Genomic DNA, 25,863 nt, shown 5'->3' on the forward strand with positions numbered 1-25,863 from the left:
GAAGGAGCATGCAGATGACGACGACACTGGAACGCCCCGTCACCGAGTCGGCGAGGCGGCACGCTCCGGTGTCGCTGGTGGCGCGCGGCCTCTCCCTCGCCTACGACCAGCGGACGGTCGTGCACGGCGTCGACCTCGACGTCCCCGCGGGGCGGATCACCGCCATCGTCGGCGCCAACGGCTGCGGGAAGTCGACCCTCCTGCGAGGTCTCGGCCGTCTGCTGCGGCCGAGCGCCGGCGTCGTCGAGCTCGGGGGGCGGGACCTGGGTCGGATGCGGCCGCGTGACGTCGCCGCCCTCCTCGGCCTGCTGCCCCAGCAGCCGCTCGCCCCCGAGGGCATCACGGTGGCCGACCTCGTCGCCCGGGGCCGGCACCCCCACCAGGGTCCCTTCCGTCGGTGGAACGCCAGCGACGCCGACGCCGTCGCCGAGGCGCTCGCCCGCACCGACACCCACGAGCTGGCTGCGCGGCGGGTCGAGGAGCTCTCCGGCGGGCAGCGGCAGCGCGTCTGGGTGGCGATGATGCTGGCCCAGGACCCGGGCATCATGCTGCTCGACGAGCCGACGACGTACCTCGACATCGCCCACCAGGTCGACCTCCTCGACCTGCTCGCGGATCTCAACGAGGAGCGCGGGACGACGGTCGTCATGGTGCTGCACGAGCTCAACCTCGCGGCGCGGTACGCCGACCACCTCGTGGTGATGAGTGCGGGGCGGCTGCTCGCCGAGGGACCGCCGGCCGACGTGCTCGACGCCGCGTGCGTCCAGGACGCCTTCGGGCTCCACGCCGACGTCGTGCCTGACCCGGTCACCGGGTCGCCGATGGTGGTGCCGGTGGGTCGGCGTGCGCGCCGGGCGTCGTCTTAGTAAGGTGAGGCTCACCTAACCGAGATGACCGGCTCGCCGGTCCTGCACAGCAAGGAGCGGACGTGACGTCCCTTCGCCCCCTGACCCGCCGTCGCCGGCTCTCCCCGATCGCCCTGCCGGTGGGCGCCCTCCTGCTCGCCCTGCCGCTCGCGGCGTGCGGCTCCGACGAGCCCGACCCGGCCGCCGGCGAGGAAACCACGGCGGAGGAGAGCTTCGAGGCGGTCGAGATCGACCACGCCTTCGGCACCACCGAGATCGACGAGCGCCCCGAGCGGGTCGTCAGCTGGGGCTGGGGCAGCGGCGATGCCGTCCTGGCGCTCGGCGTCGTCCCGGTGGCGATGCCGCGCTACACCTACGGCGCCGACGAGGAGGGGCGGATGCCGTGGCAGACGGAGGCGATCGCGGAGCTCGGCGGCGAGGAGCCGGCGCTGCTCACCGAGACCGGCGAGACTCCGCCGTTCGAGGAGATCGCCGCCGCGAACCCCGACCTGATCCTCGCGAACTACTCGGGCATCACCGAGGCCGACTACGAGAAGCTCGCGCAGATCGCCGACACCGTGGCCTACCCCGACCAGCCGTGGGCGACCCCGTGGCGCGAGGTGATCACCACCGTCGGCGAGGCGCTCGGCCGGCCGGACGAGGCCGAGCAGGTCCTCGAGGACATCGACGCCCAGGTCGCCGAGGCCGCCGCGGCGCACCCCGAGTTCGAGGGCAAGACGATCGCGGCGGTCGCCATCGAGCCCAGCACCTACTACGTCTACCGCGGTGCCGACCCCCGGGTGCAGTTCCTGGAGGACCTGGGCTTCACGCTGGCCCCCTCCGTCGACGAGCTCGACACCGAGGAGTCGACCTTCTACTACACGCTCAGCCCCGAGGAGCTCGACAAGCTCGAGTCCGACGTGCTGCTGTCCTACGTCGCGAGCGACGAGCGCCTGGCCGAGATCGCCGAGGACCCGGCGGTCCAGGCCATGTCGCAGGTCCAGGACGGCACGGTGGCCGCCGTCGTCGGCGAGTCGCTGGTCTCGTCGGTGTCGCCGCCGACCGCCCTGTCGCTGCCGTGGGGCATCGACGGGTTCGTCGAGGCGCTCGTCCCGGCGGTCGAGAAGGTCGACGCGGCCGGTTGAACCGCTGCTCGGGCGCTGTCCCCGAGTAGATTGCGGGGGTGACGATGCAGCAGGCGGCGACGGTCGGCGGCTACACGCTGCTCGCGAAGATCGGCGAGGGCGGGATGGGCGTCGTCCACCTGGCCCGCAGGCCCGACGGCGAGCGGGTGGCGCTCAAGGTGCTGCGCCCGCACATCGTCGGTGACGAGGAGGCGCGGCACCGGCTCGCCCGCGAGGTCAGCTCGCTGACCCGCGTGCGGTCGCGGTGGGTCGCCGAGATCCTCGACGCCGACCCCTGGGCCGTCGTCCCCTACGTCGCCACCCGTTACGTCCCGGGGCTCTCCCTCCACGACCACGTCGTGGAGGAGGGTCCGATCGGCGGTGCCGACCTCACGTGGTTCGCCGCCGGCCTCGCCGAGGGGCTGGCGGCGGTCCACGGGGCCGGGGTGCTGCACCGCGACGTCAAGCCGTCGAACGTGCTGATGGAGGGCCGCAGCCCCATCCTCATCGACTTCGGCCTGGCCCGGGTCGCCGACGACCCGAAGCTCACCCACACCGGGTGGCTCCTCGGGACGCCCGGCTACCTCGCGCCCGAGATCCTCTACGGCGACGACGCGACCACCGCCTCCGACGTCCACTCGTGGGCGGCGACGGTCGCGTACGCCGGCACCGGCCACCCGCCGTTCGGGCGGGGCCCCTCGATGGCGGTCATGGACCGGGTCCGCCGCGGGGAGCACGACGTCTCCGGTCTCCCGGGCGACCTCGCCCGCGTCGTCGAGGCGGCCCTCGACCCAGAGCCGGAGCGACGGCCCACCGTCGAGGAGCTGCTCGCCTGGCTGCGCCCACAGGTCGGGCGCGGGCGGAGCGTCCCGCCGCCGGTCCGCGACGCGCCTGCGGCGGAGCCCACGCTCCCGGTGATGCTGGCCCACCCCGACCCCGACGACCACGTCACCCGGCCGTTCGAGACCCTCGTCGACGCTGGTCCCGACGAGGACCCGACGGTCCACGACTGGGACGTCGCCGAGTACGCCGCGCCCCGGGCCCCCGCCGGCGAGCGCCTGCGACGCGTCGTCCTCGGCGGCGCCGCCGCGCTGGTCGTCGGCGCCGCCGTGGCGGCGTACCCCTGGCTCACCTCCGCCCTGCTCGTGGTCGCCGTCTGGCTGCTGCGCAGCGGCTCGCTCGCCGCGAGCCGGGCGGGTGACCGGCGGCGGCTGCGCGGACGTCGCTGGTACGACGGTGTCCAGGTCCTCCTGGGTGCCCCGCTCGACCTGGTCCGCTCGATCCCGGGCACGGTCCTCCTGCTGCTGTGGAGCGCCGGCCTGGCAGTGGCGGCAGCGCTGCTCTGCTACGCGGTCGCCGCCGGCGTCGAGACGACCCTGTTCGTCTCGGGGAGCGTGCTCGCCGCCGCGCTGGTCGCAGGCCCCGGCGGTTCGCGGGTGCGCTCGCCGCTGTCGCGGGTCGTGGTGCCGACGGCACGCCAGGGCCGCGGGTGGATCGCCGGCATGGTGGTGCTCGCGGTGCTGGGCTGCGGGCTCGGCGCGCTCGTCCAGACCGCCGGCACCAGCTGGGCGCCCGCGGGGGAGCGGCCGTTCTCCGACGTCTCGCTCCCCGACGCCGGGATCCTCTCGCCCTAGTCGCGTCGCCCGGAGACCGAGATCGGCGCCCGCGTCGGGCGCATCCGTGGCAGCATGGCGGCGTGCCGCACCACCGGATCATCATTCCCTAGCGCGTCGAGCCCCTCGACGCGCCGACCTCTCGCACCCCGAGAGGTTTTTTTGTGCCCCGACCCGACCGACCAGCGAAGCAGGACCGATGGACCTCCACGGATCGTTCCACGTCTACGACACCACCCTGCGCGACGGCGCCCAGCAGGAGGGGCTCAACCTCTCCGTCGCCGACAAGCTCTCGATCGCGCGGCAGCTCGACGACCTCGGCGTGGGCTACATCGAGGGCGGCTGGCCGGGCGCGAACCCGAAGGACACCGAGTTCTTCCGCCGGGCGACGCAGGAGCTCGACCTGCGGCACGCGAGGCTGGCGGCGTTCGGAGCCACCCGCCGCGCGGGCGTCCGGGCCGCCGACGACCCGATGGTGGCCGCGCTCCGCGAGAGCGGCGCGGGCGTGGTCACCCTGGTGGCCAAGTCGCACGACCGCCACGTCGAGCTGGCGCTGCGGACCACGCTCGAGGAGAACCTCGCGATGATCCGCGACACCGTCGGCCACCTGCGCGCCGAGGGCCAGCAGGTCTTCCTCGACGCGGAGCACTTCTTCGACGGCTACCGCGCCAACCGCGACTACGCGCTGGAGGTGCTGCGCACGGCGTACGACGCGGGGGCCGAGGTGATCGCCCTCTGCGACACCAACGGCGGCATGCTCCCGCCGTGGGTCTCCGACGTGGTCCACGACGTCGTGGAGACCACAGGGGTCCGGGTCGGCATCCACTGCCACAACGACACCGGCTGCGCGGTGGCGAACACCCTCGCCGCCGTCGAGGCGGGCGCGACCCACGTGCAGGGCTGCATGAACGGGTACGGCGAGCGGACCGGCAACGCCGACCTGGTCACCGTCGTCGCCAACCTCGAGCTCAAGCTGGACCGCCAGGTGCTCCCGCCCGGGCTGCTGCGCGAGTCGACGAGGATCGCCCACGCCGTCGCGGACGTCACGAACATCCCTCCGGCGTCGCGGCAGCCCTACGTCGGCACGTCGGCGTTCGCGCACAAGGCCGGGCTGCACGCCAGCGCGATCAAGGTCGACCCGAACCTCTACCAGCACCTCGACCCGGTCGCGGTCGGCAACGACATGCGGCTCCTGGTCTCCGACATGGCCGGACGGGCGTCGATCGAGCTCAAGGGGCGCGAGCTCGGGTTCGACCTCGACGCCGGCACCCCGGCCGGCAAGGACCTGATCACCCGGATCACCGACCGGGTCAAGCAGCTGGAGGCCCGCGGCTACACCTTCGAGGCCGCCGATGCCTCCTTCGAGCTGCTCCTCGTCGAGGAGGTCGAGGGCGCGCGGCCGTCGTACTTCGAGGTCGAGTCCTGGCGGGTCATCACCGAGACGCTCATCCACTCCGGCCCGGGGGAGGAGGCCGTCTCCGAGGCGACGGTGAAGCTGAGGGCGGCGGGCGTGCGCTACGTCGTCACCGGCGAGGGCAACGGGCCGGTCAACGCCCTCGACCAGGCGCTGCGGTCGGCGATCTGCCAGGCCTTCCCCGAGGTCGCGAAGTTCGAGCTGACCGACTACAAGGTCCGCATCCTCGACCAGGGCCACGGCACCGACGCGATCACCCGCGTCCTCATCGAGACCTCCGACGGGGCGTCGTCGTGGGTGACGGTCGGCGTCGGGCACAACGTGATCGAGGCGTCGTGGGGCGCGCTGGTCGACGGGCTGACGTTCGGGCTCAGGCGGCAGGGGATCTGAGGTGTCTACGGACCGGTCCGGGCGCTGCGGATCGGGTGGCACGCAGGCCCCGTAGGTCAGTCCCCGACCGGTCCGCGGACCACCCGGCGCACCAGGTCGACCCACGCGGTGTGGACCCGCTCGACGGGGAAGCCCTCGACCGACACCTGCTGCTCGACGACGGGCAGCTCCAGCGGGGCCAGCAGCGCCGTGGCGAGCAGGGGCAGGTCGCCGGCGACGCCGAGCTCGCCGAGCAGGTAGCGCACGTGCATCGCGGTGAACGACCACGCGGCGTACGACCGGGTGCCGGCGCGACCAGCGGCGCGGATCAGCTCGGTGTGCAGCAGCGTGGTCTCGAGGCGGGAGCGCCCGAAGGCGAGCAGCCGGTCCATGGGGGGCGCGCCCGGGCCGAGCGGCGGCGGGCCCGAGATCACCGCGGCCTGCCACGCGCTCTCCGAGCGGTCCAGCAACGCCCCCATCAGGCCCTCGCGCGACTCGAACCGGCGGAAGACGGTCCCCTTCCCGACGCCGGCGCGGGCGGCCACCGCGTCCATCGTCACGGCGTCGGCGCCCGACGCGGCGACGAGCTCCTCCGCCGCCGCGAGCAGCGCCTCCCGGTTGCGTGCTGCGTCGCGGCGCTCGGGGGCCGGGGTGCCCAGGAGCGGCAGCAGGGGGCGGGAGGCGGACATCGGCCCCACTGTAGGGAGCGACGTCACACTCCGGGGGCGGAATGAAAACGGACCCCGGTCCGTTTGGCTGGTGACCGTATCCGCCGTACCTGCAGGAGCAGCCATGTCCCAGACCCGCGTCGCCGTCCTCGTCGGCAGCCTCCGCGCCGACTCCGTCAACCGCAAGCTCGCCGAGCGTCTCCGCGACGAGGCGCCTGAGGGCGTCACCCTCGAGCTGGTCGAGGGCCTCGAGCACCTCCCGTTCTACAACGAGGACCTCGACGGCCAGACGCCCCCCGAGGCGGTCACGCAGGTCCGCGCCCGAGTGGCCGCCGCCGACCGCGTGCTGGTCGTCACCCCCGAGTACAACGGCACCATGCCGGCCGTGCTCAACAACGCCATCGACTGGCTCTCGCGCCCCTACGGTGCCGGTGCCCTGGTGGCCAAGCCGTTCGCGGTCGTCGGCACCACCCCCACGCCGTACGGCGGTCGCTGGGCCCACGCCGACGCGAACCGGTCGGCGAACGTCGCCGGAGCCGTGGTGCTGGAGGACGTCACCGTCTCCCAGCCGGGCGTCGACGTCGACGTCCTCAACGACGCGGCCGTCCTCGACCGCATGCGCGGCGCGCTCGACGCGCTCGTGACGCACCAGCAGGCGCCGTCCAGCGCCGCCTGACCCGCGGAGGTACTAGCGTCGGCCCCATGGCCGACCTCCACGACCTGACCGCGCTCGAGCAGGGTGCGCTGGTCCGGCGCCGGGAGGTCTCGAGCCGCGAGCTGGTCGACCACTACCTCGAACGCGCCGACCGTCTCGACACGGTCGGCGCGTTCGTCACGCTGACACCCGACCGCGCGCGTGCCGCGGCAGCGACGGCGGCCGAGGCGGGTGGTCCGCTGGCCGGCGTGCCGACGGCGGTCAAGGACCTCAACCTGACCGCCGGGGTGCGCACGACGTTCGGCTCGGCGGCGTTCGAGGACCACGTGCCCGACGTCTCCGACGGGGTGGTCCTCTCGCTCGAGGACGCCGGGCTGGTCAGCATCGGCAAGACGAGCACGCCCGAGTTCGGGTCACCCTGCTACACCGAGCCCGAGGGGCGGCCGCCCGCGGTGACGCCGTGGGACCGGGCCCGCATGGCCGGCGGGTCCTCGGGCGGCGCGGCCGCGGCGGTCGCCGCCGGGCTGGTGCCCGTGGCGCAGGGGTCCGACGGCGGGGGATCGATCCGCATCCCCGCGTCCTGCTGCGGCCTGGTCGGGCTCAAGCCGTCGCGTGGCCGGATCTCGGGCCACCCGATGTACGGCGACCCCGTCGGGCTGGCGACCGCGGGGCCGATCTCGCGCACCGTGCGCGACGCGGCCGCGATGCTCGACGTCCTCGCCGGCCGACGACCGGGCGACCCGGCCTGGGCGCCACCGCCCCGCGGGACGTTCCTCGAGGCGTGCGACCGGACGCCGGCGCGGCTCCGGGTCGCCCGGTTCGTCGATCCGGTGATCGCGGACGTCCCGGTCGACCCGTCGTCGGTCCGGGCCTGGGAGGACGCCTCCCGCCTGCTGGAGTCGCTCGGCCACGAGGTGGTCGACGTCGGCGTCCCGCTGCCCCGGGAGGCGGTGCCGGTCTTCGAGACCTGCTGGGCGGTGCTCACGGCCCTCTCGGCCGCGCCGGAAGGGCGGGAGCACCTGCTGCGCCCCCTGACCCGGTGGCTCACCGACCGGGGGCGTGCGGTGTCCGGCCCCGAGTTCGGCCTCGCGATCGGCGCCATGCGGCGGTACGCCGCGCAGGCGCTCGTCGCGCTCGCGCCGTACGACGCCGTCCTCACGCCCACGCTGGCGGCCCCGCCGCTACCGGTGGGCGCCATCCGCGACGACGCCGACCCCGCTGCGGACTTCGGGGCGCAGAAGGCCTTCACGCCCTGGACCTCGGCGTGGAACGTGACAGGGATGCCGGCCGTCTCGCTGCCGCTGCACTGGACCGAGGACGGCCTGCCGGTCGGCGTGATGCTCGCCGCCCGGCCCGCGGAGGACGGGCTGCTGCTCGCCCTCGCCGCCCAGGTCGAGGAGGCGGTGCCGTGGGCCCGCCGCCACCCGCCCGGGTGGTGACGTCACCCGAACGTCCAAGGTTCAACCACCCAGTCGGGTGATCGGGGCCGGGACCGGCCACCGGCGATCCGGATGGGTGATTGGCTGAGGCCAGTCCATCTCGCAGGAGCCGGCGATGCCCCCCTCGTCCCCCCGTACGTTCCTGGGCTTCGACGACCCCTGGGAGGTGCTGGCCACACCGGCGCGGCTACGCACCCTGCGGTCGACCGGGCTCGTGGGCGACCGGGAGAACGAGGCGCTGGACCGGCTCACCCGCTTGGCCGCCCGGGTGACCGGCTCGCCGATCGCGCTGGTCTCGCTCATCGAACCGCACCGGCAGTTCTTCTGCGCCGCGCATGGCCTGGACGGTGAGCTCGCGGAGACCCGCCAGACGCCGCTGTCGCACTCCTTCTGCCAGTACGTCGTCGCCAACGACGACCCACTGGTCATCGACGATGCCCGGGAGCACCCCGTGCTCCAGCACAACCCGGCGGTGTGGGAGAACGACGTCACTGCGTACGCCGGGTACCCGCTGCGGGCTCCTGACGGCTCCGTGCTCGGGACCCTGTGCGTGGTCGACCCCGACCCTCGGGTGTGGACCGACGACGAGCTGGCTGCACTGGAGGACCTCGCCGCCACGGCCGAGGGGGAGATCGAGCTGCTGCTGCGACGCCGGGAGAGCAGGCTCAGTGGCGACCGCCTGCAGCGGGTCGTCGACGGGGCTGTCCACACCGCCATCGTCGGCGCCGACGCCGACGGGGTCATCAACCTGGCCAACAGCACCGCGCAGCTCTACCTCGGCGTCGGCGAGGCCGACCTTGTCGGAATCCGGACGCTCGCCGACCTGCGCGGGCGCGGCCTGCTGGCCGGGCCGGACCGCCAGGAGGCCGAGGCCGCGGAGGAGCGGAAGGACCGCGGTGAGTTCGTGGCGTCCTGCTTCGAGCCCCAAGACTGGGCGGTCGTCGATGCCTTCGGCCAACAGCGGATGCTCTCGGTGAGCCACAGCGTGCTGCGCGACGACAGCGACCAGGTCGACGGCCACCTCGTCATGGCCGTGGACGTCAGCGTGCAGCGCGAGGCCGAGCGGAGGCTGCGGGACACGGTGGACAAGCAGGCCGAGGTCGTAACGCGGCTCGAGGAGCTCAACCGGGCCAGGGGCGACTTCATCGCCACGGCCAGCCACGAGCTGCGCACGCCGGTCACGAGCATCCTCGGCTACACCGAGCTGCTCCTCGACGGGGTGGGCGGGGACATGTCGCCGGGGCAGTCGGCCCTCCTGGCCAAGGTGCAGCGCAACAGCGAGCGGTTGCTCGTGCTCGTGCAGGACCTGCTCGACCTGTCCCGCGCGGGGTCGGGGGCCTTCGCGCTCGTCCGCACGACCGTGGACCCGGCGGCCGTGGCCGCCGGTGCCTGGGAGGGCTGGCAGGAGCAGCTGGGTGGGCGGGACCTGAGCACCAGGCTGGACGTCGCACCGGGGCTGCCGACGGTGCGGGGCGACGCGCTGCAGCTCGAGCGGGTGCTGCTCAACCTGCTCGGCAACGCCGCGAAGTACACCGCAGACGGCGGCGTCGTGACCCTCGACGTGCACCACCTCGTCGGCGCCGTCGAGCTCGTCGTCAGCGACACCGGCATGGGCATCGCGCCGGAGGAGCAGGCGGGGCTCTTCACCCCGTTCTTCCGGACCCGGGACGCCCACGAGCGTGCGATCCCCGGCTCGGGCCTCGGCCTGGCCGTGGTCCGGCAGATCGTGGCCGCGCACGACGGCACCGTGGACCTGCGGTCCCGGGTCGGCCGGGGCACCACGGTCACCGTCACCCTGCCGACCGGCTGACGGGGCCCGGGGACGACACAGCCGCCCGACCGGGGCTTACCCGGCAGGCGGCTGCGCGCTCCTGCTCACCGGTCCGTCAGCCGCCTCTCGGCAGGTGGCCGCTCGCAGCGGCAAGGGGTGAGCCCGGGGGCATGATCCGGACCGGCATCGATCCCAACGCCCGTGCACCCGCGCGTCATCCCGTGCTCGGGAGACGAGGTCGTGACCCTCGCCACCGGTTCAGTCGTCGCCGAGCCCCCGGGCGTGCAGGGCGTCGCCCGTCTCGTGGGCCCGGGCCACCACGCGCACCACGAACGGCGTGACGAGGGCCCGCGGCTGACGCTCCAGGCCGCGGGCGCGGGCGGCGTCGCGGGTCTCGAGGGCCAGGCCGATGGTGCCCGGCAGGGCGGCGATCGCGAGGCTGAAGGTCAGCGCCACCCGCTCCGGCGCCACGCCCAGCCGGCGCAGCGGGGAGAGCCAGCGGGTGAGCGCGTCGAGCATCGCGTTGACCGGGGTGGTCGAGGTGACCACGAGCGCGGCCAGGCCCAGGGCGAGGAGGTCGAAGGTGGTCTCCCCGGCCTTGGCGCCGCCATTGACCCACCACTGCACGAGCGCCAGCACGGCGACGACGACGAGCAGGCCGCGCAGTGCCCGGACGAGGGCCGCCAGCGGCACCTGCCCGGCGTACGCCGCCACGACGGCCAGCGCCAGGAACACCGGCGCCGCGGGGAGCGACCGGACGAGCACGACCGAGAGGCTGAAGACCGCGAGGGCCGCCACCTTGGGCCCGACCGGGGAGCGGTGCAGGAGGGTGTCGCCCGGGTGGTGGGTGCCGACGAGGAGCGGGTGGCTCATGACGTGAGGACTCGCCTCATCACCGGGTCCTCACGGCGTCGCGACCGAGGAGACGTAGTGGTCGACGGCCGCCTCGGCGTCACCGTCGAAGACGACCCGCCCCCCGTCGACGACGAGCACCCGGTCGCAGCGGCGAGCCAGCTCGAGGTCGTGGGTGACCAGCACGAGCTGCTGCTCCAGCCCGAGGAGCAGGTCGCCGACCCGCCGGGTGTTCGCCAGGTCGAGCAGCGTGGTCGGCTCGTCGGCCACCAGCACGTCCGGGTCGGTCGCGAGGACCCCGGCGAGCGCGAGCAGCTGCTTCTGGCCGCCGGAGAGGGCGTGGACGGAGACGTCGGCGTGCTCGCGGAGCCCGTACCGGTCGAGCACGGCCAGCGCGCGCCGGCGCCGGCGGTCGGCGTCGCGCTCGTGCCGGCGCAGGGACAGCTCGACGTCCTCCACGCAGGTCGGCATCACCAGCTGCGCCGAGGGGTCGGTGAACGAGAAGGCGACCCGCCGACGTACGGCGGCGCCGTGCCGGGCCACGTCGAGCCCGTCGATCCGGACCGTCCCCGACGTGGGGGTGACCAACCCGTTGAGCAGGCGGGCGAGGGTGGACTTCCCCGACCCGTTGGCGCCGACCAGGCCCACCCGGCGCTCGGTCAGGTGCAACGTCGTCGGAGCCAGGACGGTCCGCTCGGCCACGCCGGCGTCGCCGGCCACGGGGACCACGACCTCCGCGGCGTCGAGCTCGATCACCGCCACGGGCGTCAGCGCCGGTGGAGCAGCTGCGGGAAGGCGCGGTGCACCTCCGCGGCGACCAGCGCGACCAGCGCGGCCTTGAACAGGTCACCCACCCAGAACGGCGCGTCGTACGACGCGGCCTGGACCCAGCTGACGTCGAAGTAGACCTTCATCCCGACGATGCCGAGCGCGTGGTTGAGCAGCACGCCCGCCACCGCGCACGCGAAGACCCAGGACGCGCGGACCTTCCGCGCCGGCCCGGCGACCCGCTGCACCAGCAGGCCGGCCAGTGCGGCCATCAGTGGGAAGGACCACAGGTAGCCCGCGCTCGGCCCGACGAACGAGCCGAGGCCGCCCTCGCGTCCGGAGAAGACGGGGAGCCCGGCCGCGCCCAGCCCGAGGTAGAGCGCGACGGCCAGGAAGCCGCGGGTCGGTCCCAGCAGGCAGCCGGCGAGCAGGACCCCGAAGGTCTGCAGGGTGAGCTGCACATTGCCGCCGCCCAGGGGGACGCCACCGACGACCGCGCAGGCGGCGATCAGGGCTGCGAAGGCGGCGACCAGCGAGAGGTCGGTGGGGCTGAGGGGAGTGCGGCGCCGGGTCGGCTCGTCGGTGGCGCGGCCGGACGCCGGATCGGTCGTGGTCATGGTGGTTCCTGTCTCGGACAGCACCTGAACGGTGGTCAGGTGAACGGTGTTCAGGTTAGGCTGACCGCCGGTGACCGGTCAACGGGCCGCCGGATCGGAGGGTGTGACGTGCGCAACCACCGCGACGACGTCGTCGCGCGGGCGCTCGAGGTGCTGGACGAGTACGGGCTCGCCGACCTGACGATGCGCCGGCTCGGCAAGGAGCTGGGCGTGCAGCCGAGCGCGCTGTACCACCACTTCCCGAGCAAGCAGCTCCTGCTCGCTGCGGTCGCCGACGAGCTGCTGGCCCGCGGTGCCCGGCCGGCCCCGACCGGCACCTGGGAGGACCGCGTCCTGGCGCTCTGCGTGGAGCTGCGGGACGCGATGCTGGCCTACCGCGACGGCGCCGAGGTGGTGGCGACCGTCCACGCCTTCGGCCTCGGGGCGCAGGCGCCGGAGCAGGCGCTGGCACGGGCGGTCGCCGACTCGGGCGCGCCGGAGGACCTGGTGCGCGCCGCCACCCGCACGTTGCTCCACCTCGTCTTCGGCCACAGCATGGACGAGCAGACCCACCTGCAGGCAGGGAGCGCCGGCGCGATCGAGGACGGGCCGCGCGAGCGCTCCGACTTCCGGGTCGGGGTCGGGTTGGTCATCGACGGCGTCCGGGCGCGCGTCGGCGCGGCCGAGCGGCACCGGTAGGGCTCGGCGCCCGCACCGGTCACCCGGCCGCCTGCAGCCGCAGCAGCCGCCGCGGCCAGGTGGCGGTCGCCAGCCCGCCGCCCACCGACCGCTTCTCGAAGTGCAGGTGGCACCCGTCAGGAGCGCCGTCGTCGGAGGCGCGGGCGAACACCGTCCCCGGCTTCAGGCGGTCGCCCGGCTCGACCCGGACCCGGCGGGTGTGGCCGATGACCAGGTCGAAGCCGCGCTTGCGGTTGCGCAGCACCACCGGGGTCGCGCCGTACGCCGGACCGAGGGCGTCGTTGCCCACCACGCGGGCCCAGTACCGGTTGCGCAGCGTGGTCCCGCACGGCATGGCGACGTCGATGCCGTGGTGGAACCCGCGGCCGTCGGCGCACCGCGGGTCGGGGGAGTAATACGGCGCCCGGGTGCAGCCGAACGGGATCATGATGCGGTGCGCGCCGGCGAACCACGGTGAGGTGTAGCGCGTCTTGTCGGAGGTGTAGAAGACCCAGTCCGGGTCGCCGGCCGCGGACGGTGCGGGCGTCGCCAGCGCAGCCAGGAGGAGGACCGGGGCGAGCAGGGCCGACGTCCACGAGCGCATGCCGTCATCCGACCACGCGCCGTGGACGCTCGTCACCCTCCGAGCGACCACCGGTGAAGCAGACGGCAGCCGCCGGCCTGGTTACCACGCGAGGTCGAGCGCCCCGGCGGGCTCAGTCGCCCGTCGGCGACAGCGCCACGATCGCGACGTCGTCGCGGGTGACCCCGTCCTGGAAGTCGACGACCTCCTCGGTCAGGCCGCGCACCAGCGCGCCGACGTCGCTGGGCCCGTACCGGTTGAGTGCGGCCAGCAGCCGGTCGTCGCCGAAGTAGTCGTGCGAGCCGCGGGCCTCGGTCACCCCGTCGGTGTAGACCACGAGCGCCTCGCCCGGCAGCAACCGGAGGTCCGCCTCGTCGTACTCGCGGCCCCCGAGGATGCCGACCAGCGGTCCCCAGGCGTCCAGCTCGACCGGACCGGTCGGACGGAGGACGATCGGCGGGGGATGGCCGCCGGTGCCGATGGTCACCTGCCACGCTCCGCGGTCGGCCCGGCGCAGCCGCAGGAGGACGATCGTGCAGAAGCGCTCGGTCTCGTGGGTACGGACCACCTCGTTGAGCTCGCGCAGCACGTCGGAGGGGCGGTGGTGCAGCACGGCCAGGGCCCGCACGGTGTTGCGGACCAGCGAGGTGACGACTGCGGCCTCGACGCCCTTGCCGGAGACGTCGCCGAGCACGACCACGTGCTCGTCGGGGCCGGTCGAGAAGACGTCGTAGAAGTCGCCACCGACCTCGGTGCCGTCGCCGGCGGGCCGGTACGCCGCCGCCACCCGCAGTCCGTGCAGCTGCGGGGGCACGGGCGGCAGCAGGGTCTCCTGCAGGGTCCGCGCCAGGGCCCGCGCCCGGTCCTCGGCGGCACGCGCCTCGTCGCGTGCCCGCAGCAGGTCCTGCTCGTAGCGGCGCCGCTCGCTCGCGTCGAAGACCGCGACCGAGACCGACCCCTCCGGGGAGCCGTCGTCGACGGTGGCGTTGAGCAGCACCGGCAGGCGTGCGCCGTCCCCACAGTCGAGGTCCAGCGCGATCTCGTGGACCGACCCCTGCATGCGCAGCATCGGGGCGTAGTGGGTCTCGTGGAAGATCTTCCCGCCGGGGGTCAGCAGGTCGGCGAGCCGGCGTCCCACCACGTGCTCGACCGGGCGCCGCGTCCAGCGCAGGAACGTCGCGTTGGCCCACTGCACGGTCCCGTCGGCCGACGTGCTCAGCAGTCCGCAGGGGGCTCGGTCGAGCAGGTCGTCGGCGCGCGCTCGGGCGGGGCCGTCGGCGGTCAGGCCGCCACCCGGTCGCCGAGCCACGTGTCGATCGCGGCGGTCGTCAGCTCCGGCGCGCTCAGCTGCGGGCAGTGACCGGTGGCCTCCAGCACGACCAGGGTCGCGTCGGGCACCTGGTCGGCGACGTACTCCCCGACGGCCAGCGGCGCGATGACGTCCTCGCGGCACTGCAGCACCAGCGTGGGCACAGGCACCCGCGGCAGGTCCGCTCGGTTGTCGGAGAGGAACGTCGCCTCGGCGAACCGGCGGGCGATGTCGGGGTCGGTCCGGCAGAAGGCCTCGGTCAGCTCGTGGCCGAGCTCGGGCCGGTCGGGGTTGCCGACGATGACGGGAGCCATCGCCGAGGACCAGCCGAGGTAGTTGCTGGCGAGGGAGCCGAGCAGCTCGTCGATGTCCTCGCGGGCGAAGCCGCCGGTGTAGCCGTCCTCGTCGATGTAGCGCGGCGAGGGTCCGACCATGACCAGCGAGCCGAACCGGTCCGGCTCGGCGATCGTGGCGAGGGCCGCGATCATGGCCGCGACCGAGTGGCCGACCAGCACGACGTCGCGCAGGTCGAGCGCGCGCACGACGTCGAGGAGGTCCTCGGCGTAGCCCTCGAGGCTCGCGTGCCGTGCCGGGTCGTACGCCGTGGGGTCGCTGCCGCCGGCGCCGGCGAAGTCGAAGGTGACCACCCGGTACCGGTCCGCGAACTCAGGGGCGACGTGGCGCCACATGGTCTGGTCGCAGCCGAAGCCGTGCGCGAAGACGATCGGCCGCGCGCCGTCGGGTCCACGCACGGTGACGTGGTGGCGGGTCATGGCGTCCATGACGTCGACCCTAGTGAAGTGACCGGGTCCTGTCGCCTTCGCGGTGGTCACCGACCGCGAAAGGGCGCCAGGAGGTCGGCGGTTGCGATCGGTCACGGGTCGTTGTCGGAGCCGCCGTCGGTGCTGCGGGCGGTGCTCCCGCCGTGCCAGTCCAGGATGAGGAACGTCGCGTCGTCCTCGGGCTGGCCGTCCACGTGCCTGTCGAAGGCCAGCGCGATGGCCTGGGCGGCGTTGCGCGGGTGCAGGTCCCTGGTACGGGCGATGTGGCCGTCCAGATCGAAGCTGTCTGCCGACCGTTCGAACATCCCGTCGGTGAGCAGCACCAGCCTGTCGCCCGGCTCCAGCTCGACGTCGTGGACCGTGTAGACCTCGCCCCCTCGACCGAAGTCGAGGCCGAACGGCGGGTCGGGTGCGAGGTCGAGGGTGCTGACCTGGTCGCCCCTGCTCAGGCGTGGCGGCGGGTGGCCCGCGTTCACCACCCGTGCGGTCACCGGCATGCCCTCTGCGTCAGCGTCGTCGCCCGAGATGACGGGAACCTCGAGGACGACGCCGGTGGCGTAGTCCTCCGGCTCGGCGTGCCTGATCAGCGCGTCGGCGGCAGCGATCGCCTGGGCGTGCAGGTCGCCGCCGCCGCGTCTCGCCCGCCTCATGGCGTTGACGGTCAAGGTCGCCAGCAGGGCAGCGTTGACGTGGTGACCGACGGCGTCGATGAGGCTCACGGAGAGCCGGTCCAGGGAGGCGGTGTAGTCGAAGGTGTCACCGCCGGCGGTGCTGCTCGGCTCGAGCCAGCCGGAGAGGGTGAAGGCCCCGCCCTCGCAGACGAACGCCTGGGGCAGCAGCCGCCGCTGGATCTCCATCGCCAGCGCGAAGGACTCGGATCGACGTGCGACCTCGTACTCGTCGGTGTGACGCTGGTTGGCCACCAGGATGTAGCCGAGGACGTGCGCGACGGCGCTGAGGTGGTCGAGCACGTCGGCGGGCACGGTGTCGCTGCCACCGAGACCGACCTCGAGGACACCCAGCGCGTCGCCGCGCACGGTCACCGGCACCCACCACGCCCCGTCCGACTGCAGCCGCTGGTCGCGCCACGCGCGGCCTGCCGGAGTGTCCTCGACCGCGAGGCGCTGACCGTCGGGGAGCCGCCGCAGCGCCTGACCTGCGGTGTCCGCGATCCAGAACCGCACCTGCTCCGCTCCTACCGAGCTCCGCAGGAGATCGGCAGCGGTCGCCACCGCTGCGGCCGGCGAGGCGTTCTCCGCGGCGCGCAGGAACGCGCTGACGTCGACCATCAGAGTCCCCCCACGGGCCCCAGCCTGCCCTACCGGCCGCGGGCGTCAGGCTCCCGGTGTCGCCAGCACGTCGCGCGCCACGTCGACGAGCCGGCGCCTGCTGCTGCGGGCGCTGTCCCGCATCAGGGCGAACGCCTCCTCGACGCTGCATCCCTCGAGCTGGGCGAGGGCGCCCTTGGCCTGCTCCACGACGATGCGGCTGTTCAGGGCCAGCTGCAGCTGCTCGGCCAGCCGCTCGGCCTCCAGGACTGCGCACTCCTGGAGCAGCGCGATGGTGGCGATGTCGGCCAGCGACTGGACCACCCGCGTGTCGGCCTCGTCGAAGTGCGCCTGGACCGTTCCGAACAGGTTGAGCGCGCCGATCGCCTTGTCGCGCAGCCACGCAGCGGGAGCGCCGCGGCGCGCCACTCGACGTCGGTGTGCCTTGCACACCGGATGGGTACCGTCCAGGCAGACCACTGCGTCGTACCACCCCGGACCCCGGAGGACGCGTGCGAGCAGAGCGTCGCCCGCCGGGGTGTTCGCTCATCTTGACGAGGTGGCCGGACGACTCATGGGGGGTCTGGTGGGCGTACTTCGGCAACAACGGCGCAGCGGCGGACGTCGTGTGCCCCGGTCCAGTCCGGTCGGCCGGATCAGCGAGCCGGCCTCGATCGACCTCGAGTCGCTCCTGGCGCGGGCATCGACGGGCGACCAGGACGCCTTCGCGGCGATCTACGACGCGACTGCCCCCCGGCTCTACGGCGTGGCCTCCCGACTCTCGGCGAGCCCGGCCGAGGCCGAGGACCTCGCCTCGTCGGCCTACCTCGACATCTGGCGGGCAGCGGCGCATTTCGACGCGCAGCGCTGCAGCGCCCTGCTCTGGATGGTCGCGGCGGTCCACCGCCGAGCCTCGGGCGCGGACGGCGGCAGGGGGCCCGCGTGGCACGGCGGCTGACCCCCGGACGCACCAGGACGGGGGCCGGGCGGGTCAGGCGGGACCGACGTCGAGCAGCTGCTCGCACTGCAGGACGAGCCGTCGGCGGAGGTCCTGCGACCGGTCGGTGAACTCGCGCTGCCGGGCGGCGTACTCCTGCTTGCCCTCCGGGGTCTCCACCCGCACCGGGGTCCACTCCTCGCCGGTGTGGTCCAGCCGGAGCCCGGTGAGGTCGTACGGCGCGGCACGCATGTCGAGGACCCGGATGTCCCAGGCCAGCTCGAAGCAGTCGGCCACCAGGTCGGAGTCGATCATCGGGCTCAGCCGGAATGCGTGCTTGTAGAGGTCCATCCCCGCGTGCAGGCAGCCCGGCTGCTCGAACGCAGCCCGGTCGGCACTGGTCGGCCGCAGCGTGTTCAGTGGGCGCGCGGGCTCGGTGAAGAACCGGTAGGCGTCGAAGTGCGAGCAGGTCACGCGGTGCGACTCCACCACGGCGTCGGTCCCGTCCGGGCCGAGGCGCAGCGGCCAGGCCGCGTGCCGTGTCTCGTCCTCGGCCAGCCGGTAGACCATCGCCCACTCGTGCATGCCGAAGCAGCCGAAGGCCGGCGCACGCCCCGCCGTCGCGCTCAGCAGGGCGTGCAGCGACTCGACCAGCGGCCGCTGCGCCGCGACGTGCTCGTCGGAGACGTGGACCACCGGCCCCCCGGTGGTCGAGCACCCGTGCTCGGTGGTCGAGCCGGTGTCCTCGGTGGTCGAGCCGGTGTCCTCGGTGGTCGAGCACCCGTGCTCGGTGGTCGAGCCTGTCGAGACCACGTAGCCCTTCAGCCGGGCGTGCTCGGGCGCGTCGCGCAGGCCGACGCCGTGGCCGGGGTGCCAGCGGCGCAGCTGCGCCGGCCGGTGCGAGTAGTAGGTGAAGAGGAAGTCGTGCACGGGGTGCTTCACGCCGTCCTCGCGGCGGGCCAGGTGCGGGCGGAGGAAGGTGTCGACGCGGGCCGCGTGCGCCGCCGCCCGGGCCTGCCACTCGGCCGCCTCCAGCACCTCCACGGGCGTCGATGGTAGGTCGATAGGGTCGGGCTGTGCGCATCGCGAGATTCACCACCGGCGAGGAGCCCCAGTACGGCGTCGTCACGGGCGACCTCGACGAGTTCGGCCAGCCCGACGAGGACGCCGTGGTGGTCGCCCTCGCGGGTGACCCTCTCTACGTCGGGGTGAAGCTGCTCGAGCAGGAGCACCGGCTCGCCGACGTCCGCCTCCTCGCGCCGGTGCTCCCGCGCAGCAAGGTGGTCGGCATCGGGCGGAACTACGCCGCGCACGCCGCCGAGATGGGGAACGACGTGCCGAGCGAGCCCCTGATGTTCCTCAAGCCCAACACCAGCGTCGTCGGGCCCGGCGACCCGATCTTCTACCCGCCGCAGACGAGCAACCTGCACTTCGAGGGCGAGCTGGCGGTGGTCATCGGGCGGATCTGCCGGGACGTGCCGCCCGAGCAGGCGACCGACGTCATCCACGGCTACACGATCGCCAACGACGTGACCGCCCGCGACCTGCAGAAGGGTGACGTGCAGTTCACCCGCGCGAAGGGGTTCGACTCCTTCTGCCCGCTCGGGCCGTGGATCGAGACCGACCTCGACCCGCAGCACTTCGCCGACGGGGTCCGGGTGCAGACCTACCTCAACGGCGACCTCCAGCAGGACGGCTCGACCGCGGACCTGATCTTCGACGTCCCGACGCTCGTGTCGTACGTCTCGAGCGTGATGACGCTGCTCCCCGGCGACGTCATCCTCACCGGCACCCCCGAGGGTGTCGGTCCGATGGAGGTCGGTGACGAGGTCGAGGTCTCGATCGCCGGCCTCGGCACCCTCACGAACAAGGTGGCACAGCGTTAAATGGTCTCGACAAGCTCGACCGGCGAGAAGCCCGTCCGCGTCCGCATGGCCCCCAGCCCGACCGGCAGCCCCCACGTCGGCCTGGTCCGCACCGCGCTCTTCAACTGGGCCTTCGCGCGCCACCACGGTGGCGACTTCGTCTTCCGGATCGAGGACACCGACCGCGAGCGCAGCACCCAGGAGTCCTACGCCGCCATCCTGGAGCTGATGCGGTGGCTCGGCCTGGACTGGGACGAGGGGCCGGAGGTCGGCGGCCCGCACGGGCCCTACCGCCAGTCCGAGCGCGGCGACCTCTACCGCGACGTGCTGGCCCGGCTGCGGGAGTCACGGTTCACCTACGACTGCTACTGCACCAACGAGGAGGTCGAGGCGCGCCGCAAGGCTTCGGGCTCCAAGGTGTTGGGGTACGACGGCTTCTGCCGCGACCTCTCGGCTGAGCAGGTCGCGGCCTTCCAGGCCGACGGGCGCCGCCCCGTCGTGCGGTTCCGGATGCCCGACGGCTCGGTCACCTGGGACGACCTGGTCCGCGGCCCGGTGACCTTCGAGACCCGGTTCGTGCCCGACTTCGCGCTCTGCCGGGCCAACGGCGACCCGCTCTACACGCTGGTCAACCCGGTCGACGACGCGAGCATGCGGATCACCCACGTGCTGCGCGGCGAGGACCTGCTCTCCAGCACCCCGCGCCAGATCCCGCTGCACCACGCGCTCGTGGAGCTCGGCATCGGCGAGGCGGTGCCGCAGTTCGGGCACCTGCCGTACGTCATGGGCGAGGGCAACAAGAAGCTCTCGAAGCGCGACCCCGAGGCGCACGCGCTGGCCTACCGCGACCAGGGCTTCCTCCCCGAGGGGCTGCTCAACTATCTCGCCCTCCTCGGCTGGGCGATCGCCGCCGACCGCGACGTCTTCTCGCTCGAGGAGATGGTGGCGGCTTTCGACATCGGTGACGTCAACCCCAACCCGGCCCGCTTCGACCTGAAGAAGGCCGAGGCGATCAACGCCGCGCACATGCGCCAGCTGACGGTGGAGCAGGTGACCGAGCGGGCGCTCCCGTTCCTCGTCGAGGCAGGGGTCGTCGAGGAGGGCTCCGCCGCCCACCGGGAGCTGCTGGACCGGGCCATGCCCCTGGTGGCGGAGCGGATCAACAAGCTCGTCGAGGCCGTCGACATGCTGGGCTTCCTCTTCGTCGCCGAGGAGGACTTCGCCCGCGACGAGGCGGACGCCGCGAAGCTGCTCGACGAGAAGGGCCTGGAGGCCGTGCGCGCGTCGTACGACGCCCTCGACGGGCTCCCGGAGTGGACGACCGAGGCGATCCAGCAGGCCCTGCAGGACAGCCTCGTCGACGGCCTCGGGCTGAAGCCGCGCAACGCCTTCGGCCCGGTGCGCGTCGCGGTGACGGGGCGTCGGGTCTCGCCGCCGCTCTTCGAGTCGATGGAGCTGCTCGGCCGCGACCGCAGCCTGTCCCGGCTCCGCGCCGCGCTCGGCTGAGGGCGGCGACGTGACGCAGCCGGCGGTCGCCCCCGCGCCGCGGACCCACGAGGGCCTCACGTACGAGCGGCTGCACCGGCTCGGCCCGCGGGGCTGGTGGCGCCCGGTGGTCGGGGTGATCCTCCTCGTCGTGCTCGTGCTGCTCCTGCAGGTGGTCCTCACCGCGGCGCTCAGCGTCTACCTGCTGGCGCGCGGTACGACCGCGGAGGAGGCGCTCGACCAGCTCGCGGGCGACCCGGTCACCCCGGCGTTCCTCGCGCTGGTGAACGCCGGCTGGGCGCTGGCGATCCCGGCGGTGTGGCTGGTCGGCTTCGCGCTGCACCGGCTGCGCCCCGGCTGGGTGTCGTCGGTGGCGCTGCGGCTGCGCTGGCGCTGGTTCGCCACCTGCTTCGGACTGGCCATCGCGGCGCTCCTGGTGACGTTGGTCGTCTCGGCGCTGCTGCCGGCCCAGGGCGCCGGCACCGAGGTGTCCGGCACGCTCAACCCCTGGACCGACACCGTCCGTGACTTCACGCTCGTGGTGGTCCTGCTCACCCCGCTGCAGGCAGCGGGGGAGGAGTACGCCTTCCGGGGGTACCTCACCCAGGCCTTCGGCGGCCTGGTCCGCGCCCGCTGGGTCGCGGTGCTGGTCCCCGCCCTGCTCTTCGCGTTCGCCCACGGGGTCGGCCAGGACCTCCCCATCTTCTTCGACCGGTTCGCCTTCGGTGTCGTCGCAGGCGTCCTGGTGATCCTCACCGGCGGCCTCGAGGCGGGCATCGCCATGCACGTGCTCAACAACTTCCTCGCCTTCGGCATCGCGCTGGCGTACGGCGACATGACCACGGCGCTCAACCCGACCGGGGGCACCTGGTGGAGCATCCCGGTGACGCTGACCCAGTCGGTGACCTACCTGCTGCTCGCCGTCCTCGTGGCCCGCCGCATGGGCCTGCGGACGACGGTGGACCGGGCCGTTTTGGAGCGCCGAATCCCTCACGTGTAAGGTTCTCGACCGTGCCCACCGCCTCGGCGGAGGGCGCCAGCAGGCCGACTTAAGTCGAGTTGGTCAGTGGGATATGGTGTAATTGGCAGCACGACTGGTTCTGGTCCAGTTAGTCTAGGTTCGAGTCCTAGTATCCCAGCGAGATCGAAGCCTTGATTCCTGGTCAGGGCCTCGATTTTGTGCGGACGAAGGCCCCGGCTAGAGTTCCGCAGGTCGCTCGCGAGAGCGACAGGAAATACCCCTGCACCACCAGCAGTTCAAACTGAACAACACATGCCCCGTTCGTCTAGCGGCCCAGGACGCTGGCCTCTCACGCCGGAAGCACGGGTTCGAATCCCGTACGGGGTACCACCGAGGATGGCCCAGAGCAGTCAGGAATGACGCTCTGGGCCTTCTCTGTTTCCCGGTCCTCTGGCTCGCGGGCCTGAGATCGCCTCAGGTGCACAGGCCGGCGGCTCGCGCGGCGCGCTCCTCCTCGGAATTTCGGCCGCCCGAGCCCCCGCCCGAGCCCCCGCCCGAGCCCCCGCCCGAGCCGTCGCCAGCGCCGGGCGCCTCGTCCGCGCTGATCTTGGTGTCGGCGAACGCCTTGCCGAGCGGTTTGTCCGCGGCGGTCCGTCGCCACAGCCGCTTCGCCTCGCGGGCCCACTGCAGCCGGTTCGCGTCCGCCGGGTAGGCCTCGACCGGCACGGTGACGAACTCGATGCCAGCGAGCCCCGTCTCCTGGAACTGCATCGCGAGGTCGACCAGCTCGGTGACCTGGTCGATGCCCTCGTCGACCCGGAGCGAGCCGACGACCGCGCTGAGGAAGTCCCGCACCTTCATCGGCTGGCTCAGGGTGCCGGCCGAGAACAGCTCGTTGACCATGGAGGCGAGGAACGCCTGCTGCCGCTTCATCCTGCCGATGTCACCGGTGGCCGAGAGGACGGTGCGCTCGCGGATGTAGTCGAGGGACTGGTCGCCGTCGAGCACCTGGGTGCCGGCCTCGAGGTGGATGCCGTGGCTCGGGTCGTCGACCTCCTGCGGCAGGCAGACCGTCACGCCGCCCAGCGCGTCCACCATGTCCTTGAAGGCGCCGAAGTCCAGCACCAAGAAGTGGTCGATCCAGAGCCCGGTCAGGTCCTCGACCGTCCGCACCGTGCAGAGCGGCCCGCCGTCGGCGAACGCGGTGTTGAACATGACGTCCTGCGCAGCCGGCACGGTCTCGCCCGTCTCGGTCTCGCACGCGGGGCGGTCGATCATCGCGTCGCGCGGGAGGCTCACGCCGTACGCCTCCTGCCGGTCGGCGGAGACGTGGAGCAGGATGGTGACGTCCGAGCCGCCGCTGCCCTCCTCGCCGTCGATGCCGCACCCCTCGCAGGTCCGGTCGTCGGTGCCCATGACGAGGATGTTGAGCGGCTCGCGCGGGCCGGGAGCAGCCGGCTTGAGCTCCGTGCCGGGCACGCGAGGGATGGCGAGCCCGGGCGCGAGGTCCTCGTCGAGCTGCCGGACGGCGAGCGCGACGCCGGCCCCGGTGACGGCGGCGACCAGGAGCTGGGTGAGCACGACGACCCGCAGGACGGTACGGCGGTAGGTGCGCGTGCTCACCCGGTCATCGTGGCAGGGGCTCCCCGACGCAAGCCCGGTGACGGGCGGTCGGCCACCTGCGGGTGGGCTGCTGGATCTGCGGGATCGCGGCCGGTGGCGGTGTCCGATTCCCGCCGGACACGCGGCGCGGAGTGGGCGAGGATGGGGCCATGGCCATCGACGTGCGCAGGGACGCCCGGGACCCCGAGTCCTGCTACCGCGCCGTGCTCGCCCGCGACCGGCGGTTCGACGGCATCTTCTGGACCGGCGTCCGGACGACCGGCATCTACTGCCGGCCGTCGTGCCCCGCCCGCACCCCGGCGTACGCCAACGTGACGTTCCACCCGAGCGCGGCCGCGGCCCAGGGCGCCGGCTTCCGGGCGTGCAAGCGGTGCCTGCCCGACGCCACCCCCGGCAGCCCGGAGTGGGACGTCGCCGCCACCGTCGCGGGCCGGGCGATGCGGCTCATCGCCGACGGCGTCGTCGACCGCGAGGGCGTCGACGGCCTCGCCCGCCGGGTCGGCTACACCCCACGTCACCTCTCGAGGATCCTGCTGGCCGAGCTCGGCGCGGGTCCCCTCGCCCTGGCTCGGGCTCGCCGGGCCCAGACGGCGCGCGTGCTGATCGAGACCACGGGCCTGTCCTTCACCGACGTCGCGTTCGCCGCCGGCTTCAGCAGCGTGCGGCAGTTCAACGACACGGTCCGCGAGGTCTACGGCGCGTCGCCGACGCAGCTGCGTGGCGGCCGGGCCGACGGGCGGATGGATGCGCGCTCGGTCGTCGGGTCCGAGGCCGGGGTCCTCCGCCTCCGGCTGGCCGTGCGCACTCCCTTCGCGGGTCGGGCGCTGCTCGACTTCCTGGCCCACCACCTCGTCCCCGGCGTGGAGGTGGCCGGCGACGGCTGGTACGCCCGGACGCTCGACCTGCCGCACGGGCCGGGCACCGTCCGCCTCGACCTCGCCGACGAGCTGGAGGGCGCCCGCACCGCGTTCGTGCCGGCCACCTTCACCCTCCACGACCTGCGGGACACGACCGCGGCCGTCGAGCGTGTCCGCCGGCTGCTCGATGCGGACTGCGACCCCCTCGCGGTCGCGGAGCACCTCGGCGCCGACGCCCTCCTCGGCGCGCTCGTCCGCCGGTGGCCCGGTCTCCGCGTCCCCGGCCAGGTCGACGGCGACGAGACCGCCCTGAGGACCGTGGTCGGCCAGCAGGTCAGCGTCGCCGGGGCCCGCACGGTGACCGGCCGGCTGGTCGCGGCCCATGGCCGGCCGGTGGTGACCCACGTCCCTGGCCTGACCCACCTCTTCCCGCGCCCCGCCGCGCTCGCCGGGGCGGACCCGGCCACGCTCCCGATGCCGCGGGCGCGCGGTCGTGCGCTCGTGGGCCTGGCGTCCGCGCTCGCCGCGGGCAAGGTGCCGCTGGACCGACGGGCCGACCGTGCCGAGGTGCGTCGCCGGCTCCTCGAGCTCCCCGGCGTCGGTCCGTGGACGGCCGACTACGTCGCGATGCGCGCCCTGGGCGACCCCGACATCTTCCTGCCCACCGACGTCGGCGTCCGCAGGGCGCTGACGACGCTCTCGCCCGGCGCGCCGGTGCCCGACCCCGCCGCCGTCGCCGACCGCTGGCGACCCTGGCGCTCCTACGCGCTGCTCCACCTCTGGAGCACGCTCATCCCGCCGGTCCCCGACGAGCCGGACGCCACCGGCCCGCCCGTCGCGCGCCGCACCGACCCGCTCGACCACCTTCTGGAGGCCTGACATGTGGACCATCATCGACAGCCCGGTCGGCGAGCTGCGGCTCGTCGAGCACCGTGGGGCGCTCACCGCGATCGAGTTCGCGCCGTTCGCCGAGGCCGACGGCCGGGTCCGCGGTGACCGGGACGACCGGCACCCCCTGCTGGGGGAGGCGGCGCGCCAGCTCACGGCGTACTTCCAGCGGGACCTCAAGGAGTTCGACCTCCCGCTCGCGCCCGTCGGCAGCGACTTCCAGCAGCGCGTCTGGCGCGCGCTGCAGGGGATCGGGTACGGCGAGACGGCGTCCTACGGCCAGGTCGCCACGAGGCTCGGGATGACCCCCGCGGCCTCCCGCGCCGTGGGGCTGGCCAACGGGCGCAACCCGATCCCCATCGTGGTGCCGTGCCACCGGGTGATCGGCGCCGACGGCACCCTCACCGGGTACGCCGGCGGGCTGCCGCGCAAGCAGCTGCTGCTGGGGCTGGAGCAGGAGGGGCTCTTCTGACGCCGCGTGCTGCTGAGCGTGCGCCAGGGCGCACGCTCAGC

The 25,863-nt window shown here is 73.7% G+C and carries 25 protein-coding genes and 2 tRNA genes; 16 read left to right on the forward strand and 11 right to left on the reverse strand.

Features of this window, described 5'->3' with window-relative positions; genetic code table 11:
* The first annotated feature begins 14 nt into the window (after positions 1-14).
* The 4 genes from ACSMHG_RS05930 to cimA all read left to right on the forward strand — a co-directional run bounded on the left by ACSMHG_RS05930 (position 15) and on the right by cimA (position 5,386).
* Complete coding sequence (locus ACSMHG_RS05930) at positions 15-866, forward strand: ABC transporter ATP-binding protein (protein ID WP_435742612.1); 852 nt, start codon at positions 15-17, stop codon at positions 864-866.
* A 62-nt stretch (positions 867-928) separates the two neighbouring features.
* The gene (locus ACSMHG_RS05935; protein ID WP_435742614.1) at positions 929-1,990 is read left to right on the forward strand and encodes an iron-siderophore ABC transporter substrate-binding protein; all 1,062 of its coding nucleotides are present in this window, start codon (positions 929-931) and stop codon (positions 1,988-1,990) included.
* A 44-nt stretch (positions 1,991-2,034) separates the two neighbouring features.
* Positions 2,035-3,603: a serine/threonine-protein kinase gene (locus tag ACSMHG_RS05940; RefSeq protein WP_435742667.1), complete on the forward strand. Its 1,569-nt coding sequence runs from the start codon at positions 2,035-2,037 to the stop codon at positions 3,601-3,603.
* A 178-nt stretch (positions 3,604-3,781) separates the two neighbouring features.
* The gene (gene cimA, locus ACSMHG_RS05945; RefSeq protein ID WP_435742616.1) at positions 3,782-5,386 is read left to right on the forward strand and encodes a citramalate synthase; all 1,605 of its coding nucleotides are present in this window, start codon (positions 3,782-3,784) and stop codon (positions 5,384-5,386) included.
* A 56-nt stretch (positions 5,387-5,442) separates the two neighbouring features.
* Here cimA and ACSMHG_RS05950 read toward each other — a convergent pair whose 3' ends face one another.
* Positions 5,443-6,054 (reverse strand): TetR/AcrR family transcriptional regulator, encoded by a 612-nt coding sequence (locus tag ACSMHG_RS05950; RefSeq protein WP_435742618.1) that lies wholly within the window; start codon positions 6,052-6,054, stop codon positions 5,443-5,445.
* A 103-nt stretch (positions 6,055-6,157) separates the two neighbouring features.
* On the opposite strand from ACSMHG_RS05950, the gene ACSMHG_RS05955 reads away from it, so the two are divergent.
* The 3 genes from ACSMHG_RS05955 (at position 6,158) to ACSMHG_RS05965 (ending at position 9,937) form a co-directional block, all read left to right on the forward strand.
* A complete protein-coding gene (locus tag ACSMHG_RS05955) occupies positions 6,158-6,709 on the forward strand; it encodes an NAD(P)H-dependent oxidoreductase (protein WP_435742620.1) in 552 nt (183 codons plus the stop codon).
* Between the two features lie 26 nt (positions 6,710-6,735).
* The gene (locus tag ACSMHG_RS05960; protein WP_435742622.1) at positions 6,736-8,127 is read left to right on the forward strand and encodes an amidase; all 1,392 of its coding nucleotides are present in this window, start codon (positions 6,736-6,738) and stop codon (positions 8,125-8,127) included.
* A gap of 115 nt (positions 8,128-8,242) precedes the next feature.
* The gene (locus tag ACSMHG_RS05965) at positions 8,243-9,937 is read left to right on the forward strand and encodes an ATP-binding protein (protein WP_435742625.1); all 1,695 of its coding nucleotides are present in this window, start codon (positions 8,243-8,245) and stop codon (positions 9,935-9,937) included.
* Positions 9,938-10,156: 219 nt separating this feature from the next.
* Here ACSMHG_RS05965 and ACSMHG_RS05970 read toward each other — a convergent pair whose 3' ends face one another.
* The 3 genes from ACSMHG_RS05970 to ACSMHG_RS05980 are packed head-to-tail and all read right to left on the reverse strand — an operon-like array spanning position 10,157 to position 12,135.
* Positions 10,157-10,771, reverse strand: a complete 615-nt coding sequence (locus ACSMHG_RS05970) for a CbiQ family ECF transporter T component (RefSeq protein WP_435742628.1) — start codon at positions 10,769-10,771, stop codon at positions 10,157-10,159.
* Between the two features lie 30 nt (positions 10,772-10,801).
* Positions 10,802-11,506 (reverse strand): energy-coupling factor ABC transporter ATP-binding protein, encoded by a 705-nt coding sequence (locus ACSMHG_RS05975; protein ID WP_435742630.1) that lies wholly within the window; start codon positions 11,504-11,506, stop codon positions 10,802-10,804.
* An 11-nt stretch (positions 11,507-11,517) separates the two neighbouring features.
* The gene (locus tag ACSMHG_RS05980) at positions 11,518-12,135 is read right to left on the reverse strand and encodes a biotin transporter BioY (RefSeq protein ID WP_435742633.1); all 618 of its coding nucleotides are present in this window, start codon (positions 12,133-12,135) and stop codon (positions 11,518-11,520) included.
* A 108-nt stretch (positions 12,136-12,243) separates the two neighbouring features.
* Here ACSMHG_RS05980 and ACSMHG_RS05985 point away from each other — a divergent pair, with 108 nt between their 5' ends.
* Positions 12,244-12,813 (forward strand): TetR family transcriptional regulator, encoded by a 570-nt coding sequence (locus ACSMHG_RS05985; RefSeq protein ID WP_435742635.1) that lies wholly within the window; start codon positions 12,244-12,246, stop codon positions 12,811-12,813.
* Between the two features lie 19 nt (positions 12,814-12,832).
* On the opposite strand, the gene ACSMHG_RS05990 is transcribed toward ACSMHG_RS05985, so the two are convergent.
* From ACSMHG_RS05990 to ACSMHG_RS06010, 5 genes are all read right to left on the reverse strand, one after another.
* Positions 12,833-13,396: a M23 family metallopeptidase gene (locus ACSMHG_RS05990; protein ID WP_435742637.1), complete on the reverse strand. Its 564-nt coding sequence runs from the start codon at positions 13,394-13,396 to the stop codon at positions 12,833-12,835.
* A 112-nt stretch (positions 13,397-13,508) separates the two neighbouring features.
* On the reverse strand, positions 13,509-14,684 hold the full coding sequence (locus ACSMHG_RS05995) for a PP2C family protein-serine/threonine phosphatase (protein WP_435742639.1): 1,176 nt from the start codon (positions 14,682-14,684) through the stop codon (positions 13,509-13,511).
* A complete protein-coding gene (locus tag ACSMHG_RS06000) occupies positions 14,657-15,466 on the reverse strand; it encodes an alpha/beta fold hydrolase (protein WP_435742641.1) in 810 nt (269 codons plus the stop codon). Before ACSMHG_RS06000 ends, ACSMHG_RS05995 begins: the two co-directional genes overlap by 28 nt.
* A gap of 92 nt (positions 15,467-15,558) precedes the next feature.
* Entirely contained in the window at positions 15,559-16,755 is a 1,197-nt protein-coding gene (locus ACSMHG_RS06005) for a PP2C family protein-serine/threonine phosphatase (RefSeq protein WP_435742643.1), read from the reverse strand.
* Between the two features lie 45 nt (positions 16,756-16,800).
* Complete coding sequence (locus ACSMHG_RS06010; protein ID WP_435742645.1) at positions 16,801-17,163, reverse strand: ANTAR domain-containing protein; 363 nt, start codon at positions 17,161-17,163, stop codon at positions 16,801-16,803.
* Between the two features lie 199 nt (positions 17,164-17,362).
* On the opposite strand from ACSMHG_RS06010, the gene ACSMHG_RS06015 reads away from it, so the two are divergent.
* Positions 17,363-17,692 carry a sigma factor gene (locus tag ACSMHG_RS06015; RefSeq protein ID WP_435742647.1) on the forward strand — a complete coding sequence of 110 codons (330 nt, stop codon included), beginning with the start codon at positions 17,363-17,365 and terminating at the stop codon, positions 17,690-17,692.
* Between the two features lie 33 nt (positions 17,693-17,725).
* Here ACSMHG_RS06015 and ACSMHG_RS06020 read toward each other — a convergent pair whose 3' ends face one another.
* Positions 17,726-18,715: a 3-methyladenine DNA glycosylase gene (locus ACSMHG_RS06020; protein WP_435742649.1), complete on the reverse strand. Its 990-nt coding sequence runs from the start codon at positions 18,713-18,715 to the stop codon at positions 17,726-17,728.
* 32 nt (positions 18,716-18,747) lie between these two features.
* Here ACSMHG_RS06020 and ACSMHG_RS06025 point away from each other — a divergent pair, with 32 nt between their 5' ends.
* From ACSMHG_RS06025 to ACSMHG_RS06045, 5 genes are all read left to right on the forward strand, one after another.
* Positions 18,748-19,557: a fumarylacetoacetate hydrolase family protein gene (locus ACSMHG_RS06025; protein WP_435742652.1), complete on the forward strand. Its 810-nt coding sequence runs from the start codon at positions 18,748-18,750 to the stop codon at positions 19,555-19,557.
* Positions 19,558-21,042, forward strand: a complete 1,485-nt coding sequence (gene gltX / locus ACSMHG_RS06030) for a glutamate--tRNA ligase (protein ID WP_435742654.1) — start codon at positions 19,558-19,560, stop codon at positions 21,040-21,042.
* A 10-nt stretch (positions 21,043-21,052) separates the two neighbouring features.
* Positions 21,053-22,021: a CPBP family intramembrane glutamic endopeptidase gene (locus ACSMHG_RS06035; protein ID WP_435742656.1), complete on the forward strand. Its 969-nt coding sequence runs from the start codon at positions 21,053-21,055 to the stop codon at positions 22,019-22,021.
* Positions 22,022-22,088: 67 nt separating this feature from the next.
* Positions 22,089-22,160, forward strand: a tRNA-Gln gene (locus ACSMHG_RS06040).
* Between the two features lie 136 nt (positions 22,161-22,296).
* Positions 22,297-22,372, forward strand: a tRNA-Glu gene (locus tag ACSMHG_RS06045).
* A gap of 84 nt (positions 22,373-22,456) precedes the next feature.
* Here ACSMHG_RS06045 and ACSMHG_RS06050 read toward each other — a convergent pair.
* On the reverse strand, positions 22,457-23,605 hold the full coding sequence (locus tag ACSMHG_RS06050; protein ID WP_435742659.1) for an LCP family protein: 1,149 nt from the start codon (positions 23,603-23,605) through the stop codon (positions 22,457-22,459).
* Between the two features lie 149 nt (positions 23,606-23,754).
* On the opposite strand from ACSMHG_RS06050, the gene ACSMHG_RS06055 reads away from it, so the two are divergent.
* Positions 23,755-25,341, forward strand: a complete 1,587-nt coding sequence (locus ACSMHG_RS06055) for an AlkA N-terminal domain-containing protein (protein ID WP_435742661.1) — start codon at positions 23,755-23,757, stop codon at positions 25,339-25,341.
* Position 25,342: 1 nt separating this feature from the next.
* Entirely contained in the window at positions 25,343-25,822 is a 480-nt protein-coding gene (locus tag ACSMHG_RS06060; RefSeq protein WP_435742663.1) for a methylated-DNA--[protein]-cysteine S-methyltransferase, read from the forward strand.
* Positions 25,823-25,863 lie beyond the last annotated feature (41 nt).

It is taken from the genome of Nocardioides ureilyticus (assembly GCF_051280745.1).
Lineage (GTDB): Bacteria > Actinomycetota > Actinomycetes > Propionibacteriales > Nocardioidaceae > Nocardioides.